This window comes from Streptomyces sp. CB02400, assembly GCF_001905725.1.
Taxonomy (GTDB): domain Bacteria; phylum Actinomycetota; class Actinomycetes; order Streptomycetales; family Streptomycetaceae; genus Streptomyces; species Streptomyces atrovirens.
In genome coordinates, this window is the sequence record NZ_LIWB01000001.1 from 1188024 (window position 1) to 1204877 (window position 16854).

A 16854-nucleotide genomic window follows, 5' to 3' on the forward strand; every position below is an offset into this window, starting at 1 on the left:
GGAGCGTAACAACCGGTGCTCCGCTCACTCGATCGAGCATTCCCGCACGGTGAGCGGTTCGGTGCTGCCGGCCGTTCTGCTGCACAGGACCTCCGCCTTCGAGATGCCCTCGGTCGTTCTGCGGACCCGGTTGAGGACGATGCTGTGGCCGTGGCGTTCCTCGTACAGGGGCGCGTCGGTGAAGTCGATCGTTCCGGTGGCCATGCCGTCGAGCTTGACGTTTCTGAGGTTGACCCAGGTCGCCGAGCGGCTCTGGCGTACGTCCCCGAGGCTGGCCGCCCAGTACAGGGCACGGGTGGCGTCGTGGGAGAGGGCCGTCTGCCCGCTCGCGAAGTCGGCGGCGTCGTACGTGGCCTTTCCGTCCTCCAGCCAGGGGAGGTAGTTGGCGGCGCCCTCGTAGAAGGCGGTCCTGGACGAGGCCTCCTTCAGCTCGGCCAGGGCCGCGTGGTACAGCGTGATCCGCGGGGCCACGCCGTCGCGGCCGCCCGTGCCGGAGAACCTGGCCTTGCTCAGGTCGTCACCCGTGAGGATCGAGATCTGCCGGTTCGCGCAGCCCGGTTCGGTGGTGAGCTGCGTCATCAGCGGTCCGATGTCCTCGACCCGTCCGGCGAAGTAGATCACCGAGGGAACGTTCTCGCCCCGGCAGATGCTCTCCGCGTGCGACCGCAGTTCGGGCTTGCCGTTCGCCACCCGGTAGCGCCGCGCGGGCAGCATCCGGAAACCCTCCCGGTCCAGCATCTCCCCGCCGTACAGGGCCTGTTCGCTGGTGTAACGGTCCTGCGACTCCTTGGTGTCGCGGGCCAGCACCAGGGCGTGCGGGGCCCTGTCCCCGGCGCGCAGCTGCCGGGCTATGAGACCGAGTGCCTCGGCCTGGTGCTCGTCGGGAGCCGCGAGGCTGAACCAGTTGGAGAACTCCTTCGGCAGGTAGGTCGCCGAGTTGGTGCCGGAGACGATGGGCAGCCCCACCGCGTGCAGCCGGCGCGTGACGTCGGGGCTGCTCTGCAGGTCGCGGCCGAAGCCGACCACGCCGACGACGGTCGGGTCGCGGTCGGCGTACTCGGCGATCGCGTCGGCCGTGACCCGCTGGTGGCCCATGTCCGAGCCGCCGTTGGCGAGCAGCACCCGCAGTTTCACCCTGTAGTTCTCGTTGACCACGCGCTGGGCGAGGTACACGCCGGTCAGCTCCTCGGCGCCCTTGACCAGGGACGGGTCCACCGAGGAGGAGCTCAGCGGTCCCGCGTACACCACGGTGACGTAGGCGTCGGGGTGGTCGCGCAGGACTTCGGTGTTCTCGACGCGCACCAGTCTCTCCAGCTCCTGCAGCCGCTTTCCCTCCCCGGCCGTTCCACCGCTCAGGTGCGCGCCGAACCGGACGTCTCCGGTGGCTATGCCGACACACTCCGTGCCGCCGCCGGGCGCGGGACGCCGCTCGGTGTCGCGGTCGGCGGTCAGCAGGCCCGCCGAGCAGTACGTCCGGTGCAGTTCGCGGGCGTGGACGACGCCCGCGGTGACGACCAGGGCGAGGACGAGGAGCAGACTGTGCGCCGACCACACCAGGCGGGCCACGGGCGGCCGGTGCCCGGCCCTGACGCACCGCCAGTCCGTCTGCCGCAGCTGCACCAGCTCGCCGGGGGGCAGCGGGATCCTCAGCACCCAGGGCAGGGCGTTCGTCCTGCTCGGTGACTGATCGGCCCGGAGGTTCCCGGCCCATTCGTCGTACCAGTGCCGCAGTCGTTGGGGGAGACGCGAGGGTTGGGAGGGCGGCTGCTGCGGCCGGTTGAGCGAAGGGTTCGCGTCCGCGCCCCGGTCGAGCAGGGGCGCGTCGCCCGCCGCCACGCTCGCCACGATCAGCAGCGGGTCGAGCTCGCTGCGCCGGCTGCGGACGTCGCTGACCGCCCTGATCAGCTCTATGCCGCCGTTCTCCCGGCCCACCCGGCGCAGGAACAGCACCGGCGGGCGCGTCCGCTTGAATCCCCGCAGGTCCCAGCTGCCGCGCCGGTGGTTGTCCCGCAGGTCCTCGAAGAGTGCCAGCACGTACAGCTGGAGGGGGAACGGGCCACCCTCGCGCATGGCCTCGGCCACGTCGTAGGCGCGGGCCGCGATGGCCCGCCAGGAGCGGACGGGCCGCAGCAGCCGCACGCTGGTCGACTGGCGGCGGGCGGCGGACTGGAGGAACGTCGTGGTCAGGAACCACCGGCTCTCCCTGCGCAGCCACAGGAAGAGGGGAGCGCGCCCGGGGACGTGGTTGAGGCCGGCGAGGAGGATCATCAGCCCGATGCCCGCCAGGACGGCGATGTACCACTCGGGGCGGGTGAGCAGCGCGGTGAAGGCACCCAGGACGCCCATGGGGAGGAACTGCTGCACGTCGTTGAGCAGTACCTGCCGGTGCCGGCGCGAGGGTCTGCGAGGGCGCCAGCGCTGCTTGGCCAGGATGCGCAGCAGATGTGTCTGGGCCCGCTCCCGCTGGGCGTTCCCGTCCGGAGTGCCGCCGGGGGCGGTCGGCCAGTGCTCGCGCATCTCCGGGTCGTCGGTGGCCTCCTGGAGGGCGCGCACCAGGTTGAGGCGGGGGAAGGAGTAGGGGCGGTAGGAGGCGGACCGGTCGCCCCACTTCCTGGAGTCACCGAGGTCGACCAGGAGCCGCGCGGCCCGGGCGGTCGGATCGAGGTCCCCCGGCTGTGGCTCGGTCGAGGCGACGGCCAGGCGCGTACCGTGACGCTGCTGCCCCTCGCTCAGCTCGTCGACGAGTCCGGTGACCCGGTCGTCGTCGGCGGAGTCCTCGGCGTGCAGCACGATCACCGGCATCGGGGGATCGCTGGTCCGGAAGTCCTGGATCAGGGACTCCAGCTGGCGCTGGACGTCGATGCCCGCCTCGGTCGACATGCCCGGGTGACCGCCCGGGCAGTCCTGTGGGAAATTCTGGTCACGGCCGTGCACGGACACCCCCCGTGGTCGTAAGACACATGTGTCGCAAGCGCCTTGTGAGGATAACTCCCACCCCTGACAACCGCCCCCGGCGCAACGGCGGTCCGTCGGTGCGGTGATGCCGTGGCCGGTGGTGTCGCCTTCGGCGGGCAGCGTCACACGATCGGGTGGTGCTGTGCGATGCGGGCACGTGCGGGGCGGGCGGTCCGTTCGATCCGGTGACGGGAACATCTCCCGTCCTCATACGACACGGACGACCGGAGGACATCATGAGCCTGCATCTCCACCGCAACCCCGACGGCACGACGACCGGGCGGAACGAGGCCACCGGCTTCACCGTGACACACACCGAAGAGGAGGAGGTGAAGCGGCAGTTGTACGAGGACGCGGGGTGGGCGTACACGCCGCCACCGCCTCCTGTCCCGCCGGGGTTCCACCGGTTCGCCCTGGTGCACGACGAGTTCGAGCACACCGGGTTCGGGGACGAGCGGTACGCGGGGCTGAGGGCGCGCCCACCGGAGGGGTGCGCACCGGTCGACCGGGGTTGTTTCGCCCTGGAGTGCGAGCGGCCGGGGAAGACGCTGCTGGACGCGGTCGCCGGTACCGTCGCGGAGGTCCGCCGTGAGCACGGGCTGGTGATGAACAGCCTGGGTGTCGAGAAGCCGGACGAGTGGTACGGAGCCGACCGGAACGGCCATGCGGGGGTGATCGCCGCTCACCTGATGCTGACGGCGATCCACCGGGCCCGTGTGCTCGGCTACGGGCGCAAGGACCTGGTCCGGCTCCTCGACGCGGCGGGTGTCGAGTAACGAGCAGGCGGCGGGGTGAGGGGGACGGGGGCCCCGAGGTCACACCGTGGGCCGCCGGAGATCCGGCCCGGCAACTCGGCTACCGGCACCCTGCCGCCCGCGGGGCTGCCGCCCACGGTGCGAGGCGGCAGCCGGCCGGCCGGCTCGGGCCACATGGTCGGCACGGAGGGCGGACCGGACCGCACCGCCATGGTCGCGCGACACCCGGTCGTGAAGCGCCCGCCCCTGGAACAGCGGGTCCGCACCCCCGGCCGGCCGTCAGCTCGTGACCAGCTCCCGCCGCACCTCGGGCCCGGCCGGAGCCGTCTCCACCCGGGACGTCCGCCACAGCCACAGCACGTCCCGGCCGAACGACCACACCAGCAGCCCCAGCGCCAGCACCACCACACCGACATTGACCACGTGCGGCAGCAGGGCCGCCCCGGCCAGCAGCAACAGCACGCCCTGGAGCGCGGCCACCGTCTTGCGGGCCGTGCTCGGCGGGAGCGGGGCGGTCAGCCAGGGCCAGACACGCGCGGCGGCCACGAAGACGTACCGCATACCGCCGATGAGGAGCACCCATGGACCCATCGCCGTCGACACGTACACACTCAGCACCAGGATCAGGAACGCGTCCACCTCCATGTCGAAGCGGGCGCCCAGCGGGGTCGACGTACCGGTCCTGCGGGCCACCTTGCCGTCCACGCCGTCCAGGATCAGGGCCACGGCGGTCAGGCCGACGAAGAGCGAGACGGGCGGTGAGTCCTGGAACGAGTCGGCGACCAGCGCGGTGACCCCGCCGACGAGGGTGGCGCGGCCGAGCGTGACCCGGTTGGCCGCGCCGAAGGAGCGCAGCCGGGACCGGTGCAGGGCCCGGGAGAGCACCGCCCAGGTGGCGAACGCGAACGCGAGGCCGGTCAGCCAGCCCGCGGGGCCCATGCCGATCGCCGTACCGATCAGGACCAGCAACAGGACCTGTACACCCGCCCCCACGGCGGTCTCCTGCTGTACGAGCCTCGCGTCGTAACTGTTGTTCAGGGTCACCGAACACCCTCCGGCCGTGTGACAGAGTCGATCAACGCCGCTACCTTGTGCGCGGCCTGTGCACCACTCGGTACGCGCGCAGCTTCCCGATCGTTCAGGAGGAATTCGATGAACCGCACCGCACGTGCGTTCTGGCTCGACTCGCCTGGCCGAGGGGCGATCCATGAGGTCGGCCTGCCCGCCCCCGGCGCGGACGAGGTGCTGGTGCGCTCGCTGTACTCCGGGGTGAGCAGGGGCACGGAGACGCTCGTCTTCCGTGGTGGGGTGCCGGAAAGCCAGCACGCCGTCATGCGGGCACCGTTCCAGGAGGGTGACTTCCCGGCCCCCGTGAAGTACGGCTACCTCAACGTGGGGGTGGTGGAGGAGGGACCGGAGGCGCTCGTCGGACGCACCGTGTTCTGCCTCTACCCGCACCAGACGCGGTACGTCGTCCCGGCGGGCGCCGTCACACCCGTGCCCGACGGTGTGCCCGCCGGACGGGCCGTGCTCGCCGGCACCGTGGAGACCGCCGTCAACGCGTTGTGGGACGCCGCGCCGCTGGTCGGCGACCGGATCGCCGTCGTCGGCGGCGGGATGGTCGGCTGCTCGGTGGCCGCGCTGCTGGCACGGTTCCCCGGCGTACGGATACAGCTCGTCGACGCCGACCCGACGCGCGCCAGGACCGCGGCGGCGCTCGGCGTCGGGTTCGCGCTGCCCGGTGACGCGCTCGGCGAGTGCGACCTGGTCGTGCACGCCAGCGCCACCGAGCAGGGACTCGGCCGGGCGCTCGAACTGCTCCGCCCCGAGGGCACCGTCGTCGAACTGAGCTGGTACGGCGACCGGAAGGTGAGCCTCCCGCTGGGCGAGGCCTTCCACTCCCGGCGACTGGTCATCCGCGGCAGCCAGGTCGGCACCGTCTCCCCGGCCCGCGCCAACCGCGGTTACGCCGACCGGCTGGCCCTCGCCCTCGACCTGCTCTCCGACCCCGCCCTCGACGCCCTCGTCACCGGCGAGTCCGCCTTCGAGGAACTGCCCGACGTCATGCCCCGCCTCGCCTCCGGGGAGACACCGGCCCTGTGCCACCGCGTGCGCTACGACACCCCGTAGCGGGGCCGGCACGCCTGACCTGAGAAAAGACGTAGGGGACGCTGAACAGGGGAAGGCAGTCAGCCGTACTACACGGCATCCCCGTCGGAGATCGGCCGGGGAGCAGACGCGCCGCACCTGGAGGGTCGTCCGTTGTTCAGCATCACCGTCCGCGATCACATCATGATCGCCCACAGCTTCCGCGGCGAGGTCTTCGGACCGGCCCAGCGCCTGCACGGAGCCACGTTCCTCGTGGACGCCACGTTCCGGCGCGAACAGCTGGACGAGGACAACATCGTCGTCGACATCGGCCTGGCCACGCAGGAACTCGGGGCCGTCGTCGGCGAGCTGAACTACCGCAATCTCGACAACGAACCCGACTTCGCGGGGGTCAACACCTCCACGGAGTACCTGGCCAAGGTCATCGCCGACCGGCTCGCCGAACGCATCCACAAGGGCGCGCTGGGCGAGGGAGCCAAGGGCATCGCGGGCATCGCCGTCACCCTGCACGAGTCGCACATCGCCTGGGCGAGTTACGAGCGTGCCCTGTGACCGACACGACCGTCGAGGTGACCGGCACGACCGTCGACCGGGCCCGGGCCGCCCGCCTGGACTATGTTCCGTCGCAGGCGACCTTTCCGAGGAACGGCGGGATCATCCCCATGTCGCTGCGCTCCGTCCACTTCGTGATGCCGGGCGGTGTCGACGACCCGGCCGCGCCGAGCGGCGGCAACGCCTACGACCGGCGCGTGTGCCTGGACCTGCCCGGGTTCGGCTGGCAGGTGCACCGGCACGCCGTGGCCGGTGACTGGCCCCGGCCGGACGCCGCCGCCCGCGCGGAACTCGCCCGCACCCTGCGCGAACTGCCGGACGGCGCCGTCGTCCTGCTCGACGGGCTGGTCGCCTGCGGGGTGCCCGAGATCGTCGTCCCCCAGGCGGAGGAAGGCCGGCTGCGCATGGCCGTCCTCGTGCATCTGCCGCTCGGCGACGAGACCGGGCTCGACGCGGCCGTCGCCGCCGAACTGGACGCCCGCGAACGCGCGGTCCTGCGGGCGGTGCCCGCGGTGATCGCCACCAGCGACTGGGCCGTGCGCCGTCTCGTCTCCCACCACGGCCTGGCCCCCGACCGCGTCCACGTCGCCGCCCCCGGCGCCGACATCGCGCCCCTCGCACCCGGCACCGACGGCGTCTCCCGGCTGTTGTGCGTGGCCGCCGTGACCCCGCGCAAGGGACAGCACCGGCTCGTGGAGGCACTGGCGGCGGTGGCCGACCTGCCGTGGAGCTGCGCGCTCGTCGGCGGGCTGGGACACGATCCCGAGTACGTCGCCCACCTGCGCGGACTCATCCGCGAGCACGGCCTCGAGGACCGGCTGGAGCTGACCGGTCCGCAGACCGGCGCCGCACTCGACGCCAGCTACGCCACCGCCGACCTCATGGTGCTCACCTCGTACGCGGAGACGTACGGCATGGCGGTCACCGAGGCGCTGGCGCGCGGCATCCCCGTGCTGGCGACCGACGTCGGCGGGCTGCCCGAGGCGGTCGGCCGCGCACCCGACGGGGGAGTGCCCGGCATCCTCGTCCCGCCGGAGAACCCCGCCGCAATCGCCGCCGAACTGCGCGGCTGGTTCGGCGAGGCGGACGTGAGGCGCCGGCTCAAGGCCGCCGCCCGCAGCAGGCGGGCCGCACTCGGCGGCTGGGCGAGCACCGCACAGAGCCTGGCGGCGGTACTGCGCCGGCTTCCCACCGAACCCCGGAGGGCCGCATGACCGAATCGGCGACCACCACCCAGCACGGCGGGACGATCCCGGTCCCGCCCGGCAGCCGGGAGGTCATTCCCGGTGCCGGCCCCGCGCCCCGCCCCGGGGAGCGGGCCACCCTGCGGCTGCGGGACACCGGCGACGACGAACCGGCCCGCTACGCGCCCGAGTGGCTGCAACTGCGGGAACCCGCCGACGCCGCCGCCCGGTCGTACGATCTGCTGGATCCGCTGCGCGTCCGGCTCGCCAACCTGCCGCGCCGGGCGGACGGTCTCGTCATCCACGACATCGGCTGCGGCACCGGTTCGATGGGCCGCTGGCTCGCCCCCCGTCTCGACGGCGCCCAGCACTGGGTCCTGCACGACCGGGACCCCTACCTGCTGCACTTCGCCGCCGTCGCCTCCCCGCGCTCCGCCGCCGACGGCAGCCATGTCACCGTCGAGACCCGGCGCGGTGACGTCGCCAGGATCACCTCGGACGCGCTGGCCGGTGCCTCCCTGGTGACGGCGTCCGCGCTGCTCGACGTCCTCACCCGCGAGGAGGTCGGCGCCCTCGCCGCCGCCTGCGCGGGAGCCGGCTGTCCGGCCCTGCTGACGTTGTCGGTGGCCGGACGGGTGGAGCTGACCGAGCCGCATCCGCTGGACCGCGAGATCACGGAGGCGTTCAACGCCCACCAGCGGAGTGGCGGGCTGCTCGGGCCGGACGCGGTCACGGTGGCCGCCGAGGCGTTCGCCGAGCACGGTGCGACGGTACGGATCAACCCGAGCCCTTGGCGGCTGGGTCCCGGGGAGGCCGCGTTGACCGAGCAGTGGCTGCGGGGGTGGGTCGGTGCGGCGGTGGAGGAGCGGCCGGAACTGGCGTCGCGTGCCGACGGTTATCTGGCCGAGCGGCTGGATGCTTGTGCGGCGGGGGAGTTGCGGGCCGTCGTCCAGCACAGTGATCTGCTCGCTCTGTGCCGGCCGGTGGACGGGGCCGCATGAGTGCGCGGTTCCGCGGTGTTCCGGCCCGGATCGGCACCCCTGTCGTGCGCACCCGTCTCGGCACGCTCGGCGGTGTCGTGATCCTCGCGGTTCTGCTGTGGCGCATCGACACAGGGGTCCTGGTGGAGGGGCTGCGCCGTATCGACGGGCCTGCGCTGCTCGCGGGGCTCGGGATCGGGCTGGTGACCACCGTGTTCAGTGCGTGGCGGTGGGCGCTGGTGGCGCGGGGGATCGGGATCCGGCTGCCGCTGGGGGCGGCTGTCGCCGATTACTACCGTGCCCTGTTCCTCAACGCGGCGTTGCCAGGTGGTGTGTTGGGTGACGTCCACCGGGCCGTGCGGCACGGGCAGAGCGCCGGGGACATGGGGCGGGGGGTGCGGGCGGTGGTGCTGGAGCGGACCGCCGGGCAGCTCGCGCTGTTCGCCGTGGGGGCGGTGGTGTTGGTGAGCATGCCGTCGCCGGTGCTCGATGAAGTGCGGCAGGCCGCGCCGGTGGTGGGGCTCGGTGTGCTGGGGGCCTGTGCGGTGGTGCTGGCGGTGCGGATGAATCGGGCGCCGGGGCGGGGGGCCGGCCGTGGGGTGTTCGCCGGGGTGCGTGAGGGGTTGTTGTCGCGGCGTAACGCGCCCGGTGTTCTTGTTTCGTCCGTCGTCGTACTGGCCGGGTATGTGGGGATGTTCGTTCTCGCTGCGGATGTCGCGGGGGCGGACGCGTCCGTGGCTGAGCTGTTGCCGCTTGCCGTGCTGGCGTTGTTGGCCATGGGGTTGCCGCTGAACGTGGGCGGGTGGGGGCCTCGGGAGGGGGTCACCGCCTGGGCGTTCGGGGCGGCGGGGCTCGGGGCCGGGCGGGGGCTGACCGTCGCGGTCGTCTACGGGGTGCTCAGTCTTGTGGCCAGCCTGCCGGGTGTGGTGGTGCTGGTCGGTCGGTGGTACGCGGGGGTGCGGGGCGGGGGGCTTGGTGTTCTCGCCCCCGCCGCCCCTTCCCTCCCCCACTCTCGGCTTCGTTCGAGCGGGGGGACCCCCATCGTCCCCGGGGGCGTTGCCCCCGGACCTCCTGTCGGCCTTCGGCCTCGTCCTCAAACGCCGGACGGGCTGGATGTGCCGGGCGGGCCGGAAAGGGCGCCGTCCGCCGACGTCAGCAACGAGAAGTACGTCGCGAACGAATCCGCCAAACTCGCCAGGATTTCCTTGCCCTTTTCCGCCGAGCCCAGAGAAGGGCGGCCGATGACGCCCGAATCGGTGTAGGCGGACATGCCCAGAGTGAGGAGATGACGGCGGTCGTCCGCTGTGTGGTCGGAGGTCTCATAACCGGGGCGGAGCGATTCGGGATGTGTGTGGAGAAGAATGGAGGTCTCGATTTCGCCCGCGTGCATGTCGGTGAGGAGGGACGTGGCGACGCCGGCCCGTACACGTGCCGTCTCCCAGTCCTCCGGGGCCGGGAACAGTGCCATTCGCTCACCGCGGGCGGAGGATTCCTGGACGACGTTGCCCAGTACGTAGTTTCCACCGTGCCCGTTGACCAGCACCAGGGTGTCCACGCCCGACCTGCGGAGCGAGTCGGCGATGTCCCGTATCACCGCGTGGAGCGTGACGGAGGAGAGGGAGACGGTCCCCGGCCAGGCCGCGTGCTCGTGGGAGCAGGAGATCGTCACCGGAGGGAGGAGGTGCACCGGAAAGGCGTCGGCGATCTCCCGCGCGATCGCGCAGGCGACCAGCGTGTCGGTCGCCAACGGCAGGAACGGACCGTGCTGCTCGAAACTCCCGACCGGAAGTACCGCGATCTGCCGTGAGACGCCGGCTCCCCGCGTCCGTACATCCTCAGTAGTATCCGCCGGCAACAGACCGTGCACCGGGCCGTATGCCGCCGACCGCTTTTGTGAACCACCCATATCGTCACGGCCTTTCGTCTCTGCTTAGGAACTCGGGAATCATGACAGAAAAAGTAGGCGTACTCGGCAAGAAGCCCCAGCGGCCCCAGCGGCGGACCGGCGTGGAACGCGTCGTGAATGCGCCGCTGCCCACCGTGTACGGCAAGTTCCAGGCGGTCGGCTACCTGGACCACGACCGCGGTGACGAGCAGGTCGCCCTGGTGTACGGCGACATCGGCACGGACGAGGTCCTCGTCCGGCTGCACTCGGAGTGCCTGACCGGGGACGCCTTCGGCTCCCAGCACTGCGAGTGCGGCGACCAGCTGGCGTCGGCGCTGCGCGCGGTCGTCGCCGAAGGGGCGGGCGTCGTCGTCTACTTGAGGGGGCACGAGGGCCGCGGCATCGGGCTCCTCGGCAAGCTGCGGGCGATGGCCCTGCAGGCGGAGGGCCTGGACACCGTCGAGGCGAACCTGGCGCTCGGGTTTCCCGTGGACGCCCGCGACTACGGTGTCGCCGCCGGGGTCCTCCAGGACCTGGGCGTACGCTCGGTGCGGCTGATGTCCAACAACCCGCGCAAGCGCGAGGCGCTGGTCCGGCACGGCATCCAGGTCGCCGAGCAGGTGCCGCTGCTGATACCGCCGTGCGAGAACAACATCACCTATCTGCGCACCAAGCGGGAGCGGCTCGACCACCACCTGCCCCATCTGGACGCCGTGGCGCACCTGTCCTGACCCGGCCCCGCGGTCAGCGCGTCACCGCCTCGTGCACCAGCCGTTTGAGGTCCCGGAAGACGGTGTGGGAGGACCCGGGCCGCACCTGCGTGTAGAACTGCACGGTCAGGTCGCGGCCCGGGTCGACCCAGAACGTGGTCGTGGCCACGCCGCTCCAGCCGTAGCTGCCGGGAGCGGACGGGGCCTGCGTACGGGACGGGTCGACGACGACGGAGACGCCGAGGCCGAAGCCGACGCCCTCGTTGCCGGGGACGTCGTGTGCGGGGCGGCTGCCGAAGGCGCGCAGGTCGGCGCCGCCGGGGAGGTGGTTGCGGGTCATCAGGTCCACGGTCGCCGGGGAGAGCAGGCGCGTACCGTCGAGTTCGCCGCGCCGGCGCAGCAGTTCCATGAAGCGGTGGAAGTCGTGGGCGGAGGCCACCATGCCGCCGCTGCCGGACAGGAACCGGGGCCGGCCCCGCAGCGGCAGTCCGGCGATCGGCTCGATGCCGCCGTCGTCGGACTCCCCGTACATCTCCGCGAGCCGTTCCGCCTGCTCGTCGGTGACCTCGAAACCGGCGTCCGTCATACCGAGCGGCCGGAAGATCCGTTCGGCGAGGAACACGTCGAGCGGGCGGCCCGACACCACCTCGATGATCCGCCCCAGCACGTTCGAGGCGACCGAGTAGTTCCACTGAGTACCCGGATCGAACTGCAGCGGCAGACGCGCGTACACCTCCGTCGTCCCCGCGAGGTCCGCGCCCGGCGCCACCGACGACTCCAGTCCGGCCGCGCGGTACAGCGCGTCGACGGGGTGGGAGTGGTAGAAGGCGAACGTCAGGCCGGCGGTGTGCGTCATCAGATGCCGCACGAGGAGGGGGCCGGCGGGAGGGCGGGTCCGCACCCCGTCGCCCGATCCGCTCTCGTACACGCGCGGTTGTGCGAACGCCGGCAGATGGCGGCCGACCGGGTCGTCCAGCGACAGGCGTCCCTCCTCCATCAGCATCAGCGCGGCGACGGCCGTCACCGGCTTGGTCATGGAGTAGATCCGCCACAAGGTGTCGCTCTCCACGGGCAGGCCCGCCGCGACGTCCCGCGCCCCGTACGCCGTGAGGTGCGCGACGCGCCCGTCCCGGGCGACGGCCACCAGGAAACCGGGCAGCCTCCCCTCGTCGACCCGGCGGGCGAAATGCCGGTCCAGGCGCTCCAGCGCCCCCGTGTCCAGTCCGGCCTCGGCGGGATCTGCCTCTTGCCGCAGCACTGTCATCGTTCTCCTCGCTCCCCTCGGAGGAACACCGGCCCGGTGCGGACCGTTGAACGAGTCATGACCCAGGACGCCGAACAGAACGCACTGCTCGCCCTGCTCTCCGAGCGGCACGGGGGAGTGCTCGTCACCCTGAAACGTGACGGACGGCCCCAGCTGTCGAACGTCATGCACGCTTACTACCCCGACGAGCGGGTCATCCGCGTCTCGCTCACGGACGACCGGGCCAAGACCCGCAACCTGCGGCGCGACCCCCGCGCCTCCTACCACGTCACCAGCGACGACCGGTGGGCCTACACGGTCGCCGAGGGCGTCGCCGACCTGTCACCCGTCGCCGGGAACCTGTACGACGAGACGGTGGAGGAACTGATCCGGCTGTACCGCGACGTCAACGGCGAGCACTCCGACTGGGACGACTACCGCGCCGCGATGGTCCGCGACCGGCGCCTGGTGCTGCGGCTGCGCGTGGAACGGGCGTACGGCATCCCGCGTCGCGCCGGGGCGTAGGAGAAACACCCCGGCGCGTACAGCGAGTGCCTCAGGCGCCTACGTACTCCGCGAGGTGCTCGCCCGTGAGGGTGGAGCGGGCGGCGACCAGGTCGGCGGGGGTGCCCTCGAAGACGATCCGGCCGCCGTCGTGACCGGCCCCGGGGCCGAGGTCGACGATCCAGTCGGCGTGCGCCATGACCGCCTGGTGGTGCTCGATGACGATGACCGACTTCCCGGAGTCCACGAGCCGGTCGAGCAGACCGAGCAGCTGCTCCACGTCGGCGAGGTGCAGACCGGTGGTCGGCTCGTCGAGGACGTACACACCGCCCTTGTCGGCCATGTGGACGGCCAGCTTCAGCCGCTGCCGCTCGCCGCCGGACAGCGTGGTGAGCGGCTGGCCGAGGGTGAGGTAGCCGAGGCCGACGTCCGCCATCCGCTCGACGATCCGGTGCGCGGCCGGGATCCGTGACTCGCCCTCGCGGAAGAACTCCTCGGCCTCGGTCACCGACATCGCCAGCACCTCGCTGATGTCCCGGCCGCCGAAGCGGTACTCAAGGACCGAGGCGTCGAACCGCTTGCCCCCGCAGTCCTCGCAGGTCGTGGCCACGCTCTGCATGATCGCCAGGTCGGTGTAGATGACGCCGGCGCCGTTGCAGGTGGGGCAGGCGCCCTCGGAGTTGGCGCTGAACAGCGCCGGCTTGACGCCGTTGGCCTTGGCGAACGCCTTGCGGATCGGGTCGAGCAGCCCCGTGTACGTCGCCGGGTTGCTGCGGCGCGAGCCGCGGATCGGGGTCTGGTCCACCGAGACCACGCCCTCGGGGGCCGGTACGGAACCGTGGACGAGGGAGCTCTTGCCGGAGCCGGCGACGCCGGTGACGACGCAGAGCACGCCGAGCGGGATGTCGACGTCGACGTCCTGGAGGTTGTTGGCGTTCGCGCCGCGGATCTCCAGCGTGCCGGTGGCCTCGCGGACCTTCTCCTTCAGCCTGGCCCGGTCGTCGAGGTGGCGGCCGGTGACGGTGTCGCTCGCGCGCAGGGCGTCGACGGTGCCCTCGAAGCAGACGGTGCCGCCCGCCGTGCCGGCGCCGGGGCCGAGGTCCACGACGTGGTCGGCGATGGCGATCGTCTCCGGCTTGTGCTCCACCACCAGCACCGTGTTGCCCTTGTCCCGCAGCCGCAGCAGCAGGTTGTTCATCCGCTGGATGTCGTGCGGGTGCAGGCCGATGGAGGGCTCGTCGAAGACGTAGGTGACGTCGGTGAGCGAGGAGCCGAGGTGGCGGATCATCTTGGTGCGCTGCGCCTCGCCGCCGGAGAGCGTGCCCGAGGCCCGGTCGAGGGAGAGGTAGCCGAGGCCGATCTCCACGAACGAGTCGAGGGTGTGCTGGAGCTTGGTGAGCAGCGGCGTCACCGACGGTTCCGTCAGCCCGCGGACCCATTCGGCCAGGTCGCGTATCTCCATGGCGCAGGCGTCGGCGATGTTGACCCCGTCGATCCTCGAGGAGCGGGCCAGTTCGCTGAGCCGGGTGCCGTCGCAGTCGGGGCACTGGGCGAAGGTGACCGCCCGGTCCACGAAGGCCCGGATGTGCGGCTGCATCGACTCGCGGTCCTTGGACAGGAACGACTTCTGGAGCTTCGGGATCAGTCCCTCGTAGGTGAGGTTGACCCCGTTGATCTTCACCTTGGTCGGCTCGCGGTGGAGGAAGTCGTGCCGCTCCTTCTTGGTGTACTCGCGGATCGGCTTGTCCTTGTCGAAGAAGCCCGACTCGGTGATGACCCGCACGACCCAGCCGTCCCCGGTGTACGTGGGGATGGTGAAGGGGTCCTCGGAGAGCGACTTGGAGTCGTCGAACAGCTGCGTGAGGTCGATGTCGGAGACCGTGCCCCGGCCCTCGCAGTGCGTGCACATGCCGCCGGTGCGGCTGAAGCTGACCTTCTCGGTCTTCGTCTTGTCGGAACCGCGGTCGACGGTGAAGCCGCCGCTCGCCGAGACCGAGGCGACGTTGAAGGAGTACGCGGCGGGCGGGCCGATGTGCGGCGTGCCGAGCCGGCTGAAGAGGATGCGCAGCATCGCGTTGGCGTCGGTGGCGGTGCCGACGGTGGAGCGGGGGTCGGATCCCATCCGCTGCTGGTCGACGGTGATGGCGGTGGTCAGGCCGTCGAGCACGTCGACCTCGGGGCGGGCCAGGTTCGGCATGAAGCCCTGGAGGAAGGCGCTGTACGTCTCGTTGATCAGCCGCTGCGACTCGGCGGCGATCGTGTCGAACACCAGGGAGCTCTTGCCCGAGCCGGAGACACCGGTGAACACCGTCAGCCGGCGTTTGGGGATCTCGATGCTGACGTCCTTGAGGTTGTTCTCGCGCGCCCCGTGCACGCGGATCAGATCGTGGCTGTCGGCGGTGTGCGGTCCGGCCGGCTGCTGCTCTGTCCTCGTGGCCATGTTCATCGTTCTCCATCCGTCGGGCGGGGACCGCGTGCGCGGTCCCCGCCGGCGTCCCCATCGCGGCAAGGCTAGGCTAGGCGGCCCGTGCCCACCTGCGCTTCTTGATTCCTGACCGGTCGGGGAACGCCTTCGACGCGGGTCAGGCCGTCACCTTCGCCGGCCGCTCCGCGCTCTCCCCGACGGCACGTTCGCCGAGTTGTCCGGTGGGGAGACGATGGGTCTCGCGAGCCGTGACCGCCGCGATGACCGGGGGCACGCACAGAGCGGCCGTGAAGAGGGCCACCGCCGTCCAGTCGTCGCCGTCCGGACCCGCGATCCGCGCGGCGAACGTGACCGCGAACCCGGCCACCGCGAAGCCTATCTGCGTGCCGATCGCCACGCCCGAGAGCCGGACCCTGGTCGGGAACATCTCGCCGTAGAAGGACGGCCACACACCGTTCGCGGCGCTGTAGACCACGCCGAACGCGATGATCCCGAGGAGCAGGGTGAGCGCGTAGTCGCCCGTGGAGATCGCCCACAGGTAGAGGAACATCGTCACCGCGCTGCCGACGGCACCGATCAGATAGACGGGACGGCGGCCCACCCGGTCGGAGAGCGCGGCCCACAGCGGGATCGCGGCCAGCGCGACGACATTGGCCAGCGCGCCCACCCACAGCATCGACGAGCGGGACATGCCGACCGTGTCACTGGTGGCGTACGCCAGTGCCCACACCGTGAAGACGGTGCTGACCGAGGCGATCAGCGCGCCCGCGACCACCCGCAGGACGTCCGCCCAGTGCTCGCGCAGCAGCACCATCAGCGGCAGCTTCACGACCCCCTCGCCGGCGGTCTGCCGCTCGAACGCCGGTGTCTCGTCCAGCCTGCGGCGGATGACCCACCCGACGACGGCGACCGCGACGCTCAGCCAGAACGGCACCCGCCAGCCCCAGGAGAGCAGCTGCTCCTCGGGCAGCGCGGCGATCGGGATGAAGACCAGCGTGGCCAGCAGCTGGCCGCCCTGCGTGCCGCTGAGGGTGAAGCTGGTGAAGAAGCCCCGCCGGTCCGGCGGCGCGTGTTCCAGCGTCATCGAGTTCGCGCTGGCCTGCTCGCCGGCCGCCGAGATGCCCTGCAGCACCCGGCACAGCACCAGCAGGACGGGGGCGAGGGAGCCGACCTGGGCGCGGGTGGGCAGACAGCCGATGAGGAAGGTCGACAGGCCCATCAGCATCAGCGTGAAGACCATGATCTTCTTGCGGCCGAGCCGGTCCCCGATGTGCCCGAGGAAGAGCGCGCCGATCGGCCGGGCCGCGTACGCGACACCGAACGTGGCCAGCGACAACAGGGTCGCGGTGGCCGGGTCGGAGTCGTCGAAGAAGATCTCCGGGAAGATCAGCGCGGCCGCGCTGCCGTAGATGAAGAAGTCGTAGTACTCCAGGGCGCTGCCGATCCAGGCGGCGGCCGCCGCCTTCTTCGGCTGTCCGGGCGGGGAGGCGTCGCGGGGCGGTGCGGGGACGGTCACGGCGTGCTCCTTCGGGGGGACTCCACGACGGTACGC

The 16854-nt window shown here is 71.7% G+C and carries 13 protein-coding genes and 1 pseudogene; 8 read left to right on the top strand and 6 right to left on the bottom strand.

Annotated elements, in window-relative coordinates:
• Window positions 1–24: 24 nt before the first annotated feature.
• Window positions 25–2880 carry an ABC transporter substrate-binding protein gene (locus AMK33_RS04975; RefSeq protein WP_073931417.1) on the bottom strand — a complete coding sequence of 952 codons (2856 nt, stop codon included), beginning with the start codon at window positions 2878–2880 and terminating at the stop codon, window positions 25–27.
• Window positions 2881–3191: 311 nt separating this feature from the next.
• Between AMK33_RS04975 and AMK33_RS04980 the strand changes: the two genes are divergently transcribed.
• Complete coding sequence (locus AMK33_RS04980) at window positions 3192–3731, top strand: hypothetical protein (protein ID WP_073931418.1); 540 nt, start codon at window positions 3192–3194, stop codon at window positions 3729–3731.
• Window positions 3732–3989: 258 nt separating this feature from the next.
• Here AMK33_RS04980 and AMK33_RS04985 read toward each other — a convergent pair whose 3' ends face one another.
• The gene (locus tag AMK33_RS04985; protein ID WP_073931419.1) at window positions 3990–4754 is read right to left on the bottom strand and encodes a CDP-alcohol phosphatidyltransferase family protein; all 765 of its coding nucleotides are present in this window, start codon (window positions 4752–4754) and stop codon (window positions 3990–3992) included.
• 108 nt (window positions 4755–4862) lie between these two features.
• Between AMK33_RS04985 and AMK33_RS04990 the strand changes: the two genes are divergently transcribed.
• From AMK33_RS04990 to AMK33_RS05010, 5 genes and pseudogenes are all read left to right on the top strand, one after another.
• Complete coding sequence (locus AMK33_RS04990) at window positions 4863–5840, top strand: zinc-dependent alcohol dehydrogenase (RefSeq protein WP_073931420.1); 978 nt, start codon at window positions 4863–4865, stop codon at window positions 5838–5840.
• A gap of 132 nt (window positions 5841–5972) precedes the next feature.
• Window positions 5973–6371 carry a 6-pyruvoyl trahydropterin synthase family protein gene (locus tag AMK33_RS04995; protein ID WP_073931421.1) on the top strand — a complete coding sequence of 133 codons (399 nt, stop codon included), beginning with the start codon at window positions 5973–5975 and terminating at the stop codon, window positions 6369–6371.
• The gene (locus AMK33_RS05000) at window positions 6368–7585 is read left to right on the top strand and encodes a glycosyltransferase family 4 protein (RefSeq protein WP_235617966.1); all 1218 of its coding nucleotides are present in this window, start codon (window positions 6368–6370) and stop codon (window positions 7583–7585) included. The genes AMK33_RS04995 and AMK33_RS05000 overlap by 4 nt, the downstream gene beginning before the upstream one ends.
• Window positions 7582–8556 carry a class I SAM-dependent methyltransferase gene (locus tag AMK33_RS05005; RefSeq protein ID WP_073931422.1) on the top strand — a complete coding sequence of 325 codons (975 nt, stop codon included), beginning with the start codon at window positions 7582–7584 and terminating at the stop codon, window positions 8554–8556. Before AMK33_RS05000 ends, AMK33_RS05005 begins: the two co-directional genes overlap by 4 nt.
• Window positions 8553–9398, top strand: a pseudogene (locus AMK33_RS05010) (lysylphosphatidylglycerol synthase transmembrane domain-containing protein); the annotation flags it as partial. The gene AMK33_RS05005 and the pseudogene AMK33_RS05010, both read left to right, overlap by 4 nt.
• 230 nt (window positions 9399–9628) lie before the next feature.
• Here AMK33_RS05010 and AMK33_RS05015 read toward each other — a convergent pair.
• Window positions 9629–10441, bottom strand: a complete 813-nt coding sequence (locus AMK33_RS05015; RefSeq protein WP_073931423.1) for a creatininase family protein — start codon at window positions 10439–10441, stop codon at window positions 9629–9631.
• A 41-nt stretch (window positions 10442–10482) separates the two neighbouring features.
• On the opposite strand from AMK33_RS05015, the gene ribA reads away from it, so the two are divergent.
• Complete coding sequence (gene ribA / locus AMK33_RS05020) at window positions 10483–11151, top strand: GTP cyclohydrolase II (RefSeq protein WP_073931424.1); 669 nt, start codon at window positions 10483–10485, stop codon at window positions 11149–11151.
• Between the two features lie 13 nt (window positions 11152–11164).
• Here the strand turns inward: ribA and AMK33_RS05025 are convergent, their stop codons facing one another.
• Window positions 11165–12394 (bottom strand): serine hydrolase domain-containing protein, encoded by a 1230-nt coding sequence (locus tag AMK33_RS05025; protein WP_073931425.1) that lies wholly within the window; start codon window positions 12392–12394, stop codon window positions 11165–11167.
• A 57-nt stretch (window positions 12395–12451) separates the two neighbouring features.
• Between AMK33_RS05025 and AMK33_RS05030 the strand changes: the two genes are divergently transcribed.
• On the top strand, window positions 12452–12898 hold the full coding sequence (locus AMK33_RS05030) for a PPOX class F420-dependent oxidoreductase (RefSeq protein WP_073931426.1): 447 nt from the start codon (window positions 12452–12454) through the stop codon (window positions 12896–12898).
• 31 nt (window positions 12899–12929) lie between these two features.
• Here AMK33_RS05030 and AMK33_RS05035 read toward each other — a convergent pair whose 3' ends face one another.
• A complete protein-coding gene (locus tag AMK33_RS05035; protein ID WP_073931427.1) occupies window positions 12930–15323 on the bottom strand; it encodes an ATP-binding cassette domain-containing protein in 2394 nt (797 codons plus the stop codon).
• A gap of 136 nt (window positions 15324–15459) precedes the next feature.
• Complete coding sequence (locus tag AMK33_RS05040; RefSeq protein WP_073931428.1) at window positions 15460–16818, bottom strand: MFS transporter; 1359 nt, start codon at window positions 16816–16818, stop codon at window positions 15460–15462.
• Between the last annotated feature and the right edge of the window lie 36 nt (window positions 16819–16854).

Bases quoted from the DNA above. Each gene is read 5' to 3' on its own strand.
- AMK33_RS05035 (WP_073931427.1), bottom strand. From the start codon at position 15,323: ATGAACATGGCCACGAGGACAGAGCAGCAGCCGGCCGGACCGCACACC.
- ribA (WP_073931424.1), top strand. From the start codon at position 10,483: ATGACAGAAAAAGTAGGCGTACTCGGCAAGAAGCCCCAGCGGCCCCAG.
- AMK33_RS04980 (WP_073931418.1), top strand. From the start codon at position 3,192: ATGAGCCTGCATCTCCACCGCAACCCCGACGGCACGACGACCGGGCGG.
- AMK33_RS04990 (WP_073931420.1), top strand. From the start codon at position 4,863: ATGAACCGCACCGCACGTGCGTTCTGGCTCGACTCGCCTGGCCGAGGG.
- AMK33_RS04975 (WP_073931417.1), bottom strand. From the start codon at position 2,880: ATGTCGACCGAGGCGGGCATCGACGTCCAGCGCCAGCTGGAGTCCCTG.
- AMK33_RS05030 (WP_073931426.1), top strand. From the start codon at position 12,452: ATGACCCAGGACGCCGAACAGAACGCACTGCTCGCCCTGCTCTCCGAG.
- AMK33_RS05025 (WP_073931425.1), bottom strand. From the start codon at position 12,394: ATGACAGTGCTGCGGCAAGAGGCAGATCCCGCCGAGGCCGGACTGGAC.
- AMK33_RS05005 (WP_073931422.1), top strand. From the start codon at position 7,582: ATGACCGAATCGGCGACCACCACCCAGCACGGCGGGACGATCCCGGTC.
- AMK33_RS05015 (WP_073931423.1), bottom strand. From the start codon at position 10,441: ATGGGTGGTTCACAAAAGCGGTCGGCGGCATACGGCCCGGTGCACGGT.